This window comes from Diaphorobacter oryzae DSM 22780, assembly GCF_059568935.1.
Map to the genome: position 1 here is coordinate 1 of NZ_JCANUL010000027.1, position 2818 is coordinate 2818.

General features: G+C 62.2%; 2 protein-coding genes. Both read right to left on the reverse strand.

Annotation, left to right across the window (positions count from 1 at the left end; translation table 11 throughout):
* Positions 1-288: 288 nt before the first annotated feature.
* The gene (locus BP68_RS19115; protein ID WP_496374746.1) at positions 289-1563 is read right to left on the reverse strand and encodes a cation:proton antiporter; all 1275 of its coding nucleotides are present in this window, start codon (positions 1561-1563) and stop codon (positions 289-291) included.
* Between the two features lie 310 nt (positions 1564-1873).
* Positions 1874-2818: IS5 family transposase (locus BP68_RS19120; RefSeq protein ID WP_496374748.1), on the reverse strand; the 945-nt coding region annotated here is incomplete at its 5' end.

Consider the following 2818-nt stretch of genomic DNA (forward strand, 5'->3'; position numbering starts at 1 on the left):
GCTGCAGCAGCCGATCAAGGCGCCGGATTCGAGCAATACCGCCGCCCGACAAAGCGCGACATGTTCCTGGCGACGATGGAGCACATCGTGCCGTGACAGGAGATGTGTGCGGTGATTGAGCCGCACTATGAGTTCTACTTCGCATCGCTGCCGGCGATTCAACAGGCAGCTTGAAAGGATCGGCTTCACTTATCGTTAGCGATTCGTGTTCAAACAAACGGAGCCACCTCTGTCCGCCGCGCTGCGAACACAGGGGGTCTTCGGTGGTGCATGGAAATCACGACATGGTCAATGCCTCATGTAGCGCTTCATCATTGGCAATACCGTGATGCCGTGCACGATGATCGAGGTCGCCACCGTCCACAATGTCAAACTCACCACGGTTGCCGCGCTCGTGGGATCAATGCCGTGCCTCAATGCCAGCAGCAGGTAGAAGATGGAGCCGATACCCCGAATTCCAAACCAGCCGATCATGAACCTGAGTCGCCAATCCGCATGCCCCCCCCATACAGCGGGTAGCGTAGACAGTGGGCGGAGCACCAGCAGTACCAAAGGAACAAACCACCAGACCTGAGCCACCGGCTTGGCGTAGGCCAGCATTGCCCCAACCATGAGCACGAGGACCAGCTCCGCCATCCGCTCCAGTTGTTCGTTGAATCCGTGGACTGAGTCTTGCATATCGCCTGCATCGCGCCTTGAATCCGCTGTTCGCACCTTCAGGGAGGCCTGTTTTCTTCCACCGGCGGCAGCCTCGGGAAGCTCACGCACGCGCTGCAGCGCAAGCCCCGCGGCGAACACGGCGAGAAACCCGGAGGCCAGGCTCAACTGTGCGGCACCATAGGCCATCCCCATGAGCCCGATACCCAGAAACTCGTTCAGGCCCGCAGCCTCCTTGTGACGACTGCGCAGATAAACGACAAGCCTACCCGTGCTCGCGCCCAGCGCCGCGCCAATTGCCAGCCCTGCGGTCATTGACCACAGGAACTCCACGGTCCACCAATGCAGCATGCGTTCGCCCAGCGGGTGCAGTCCCAGCAGCCCGAGACCCAGCATCACCATAGGGTATGAGGTGCCATCGTTGAGCCCCCCTTCGCCTGCCAGGCTAAACCCTAGTCGGTCGGGACGTGCGCCCGACTGCGACTGGACACCCGAAGCCAGCACCGGATCCGTCGGCGCAAGAATGGCACCGAGAAGTACTGCTGCACCTAACGACATGCCCAGGGCCAAAACACCGACGGCCGCCACCATCGCCACCATGGCTACCATCGAGAGGACAGCGAGCCGCACCGGCAGCCACCAGCGGGCGGATCGCAGGGGCACGCTCAGCTGCATCCCTACGGAGAAGAGCGAGATCAGCACCGCGATCTCTGAGAAGCGCTCCAGCAAGGAGGTGTACAAAAAGGGATCTGGCCTTAATACACCCAATGCCTCAGGCCCTAGGAACCAGCCTAGCGCCAAGTAGACCATGGCGTTGCTCAAGGGTAGCCGTCCAAGCAAGGTACTCGACAGCACCATTGCGATGAGCAGCAAGCCCATGAGGAGAGACCATTCGGGCATCGACATTTCACACGCAGCCCGTCTTTGTTGGATCGGATGGGGCTGCAGCTCGTCATGAAGAGACAAGGCCCCATCTGAGAGGCTGCAGAACCGGCTCCTTGCATGATGCGGCGCGGACAAGACACCGTCTGTGTCATAGCGCACACAGCCCAAAGTCCTGCGTGCGCTAAGGCAACGCTGAACAAGCCGCTGATTTCACCAAGCCGGGGTCAACGACGAGCCGAGGTTGCGCATGTTGAGATCAGCGGATCGCCATGGCCCCATTTGGGTGCCAGTTCGCACCCGCAGGCGCGCTGAGCGCGCGTTGTGGGCGCACTCATGCCATGCGGCGCTGACGCGCCAGATAGATGTTGGCCAGGCCCAGCACGACGAACGAGCGTGTGGCGTTCTTGGCCAGGCCGCGGTAGCGCACCTTGGCGAAGCCCCATAGCCGCTTGACCACGGCGAACACGTGCTCCACGCGGGCCCGCACCTTGGACTTGTTGCGACTCTTCGTACGCTGAGCTTCGTCGATCTCACCGCGCCTGCGCACGCGCTGGTTGGTGAAGTCCTTGGCTTGCGGCACCTTCGACTCAATCAGCGCCTTTTGGCTGGCATAGGCGCTGTCGCCGTACACGCGCCGCTCGCTGCCATGCAGCAGATCGGGCAGCGGGTGCTTGTCATGCACATTAGCCGCCGTCACCACGGCGCTGTGGGCCAGTCCACTGCGGCTGTCCACCCCAATGTGCATCTTCATCCCGAAGTGCCACTGCTGACCCTTGCGCGTCTGGTGCATCTCGGGGTCGCGCTGCTTGTCTGCGTTCTTGGTCGAACTGGGCGCGCCGATGATGGTGGCGCCCACGATCGTGCCCGTGCCCACTTTCAGGCCGCGGGCTTGTAACACTTGGCCGACCGTGGCGAACAGTTGCTTGCCCAGCTCGTGCTTCTCCAGCAGGCGGCGGAACTTCAGCAGTGTTGTGCCGTCGGGTACCCGCTCGCGCCCCAGGTCGATACCCACAAAGCGGCGCAGTGCAGTGCTATCGAGCAGCGCTTCCTCGCAGGCTTCGTCGGCCAGGTTGAACCAGTGCTGCACGAAGTACATGCGCAGCATGCGCTCCAATCCCACCGGAGGACGCCCGTTGCCAGGCTTCGGGTAGTGCGGCTCAACTACCGCACACATCTCCTGCCACGGCACGATGTGCTCCATCGTCGCCAGGAACATGTCGCGCTTTGTCGGGCGGCGGTATTGCTCGAATCCGGCGCCTTGATCGGCTGCTGCAGC

What these genes read in the sequence shown, in the direction of transcription:
- BP68_RS19115 (WP_496374746.1), bottom strand. Translation starts at nt 1,563, where the DNA reads ATGTCGATGCCCGAATGGTCTCTCCTCATGGGCTTGCTGCTCATCGCA.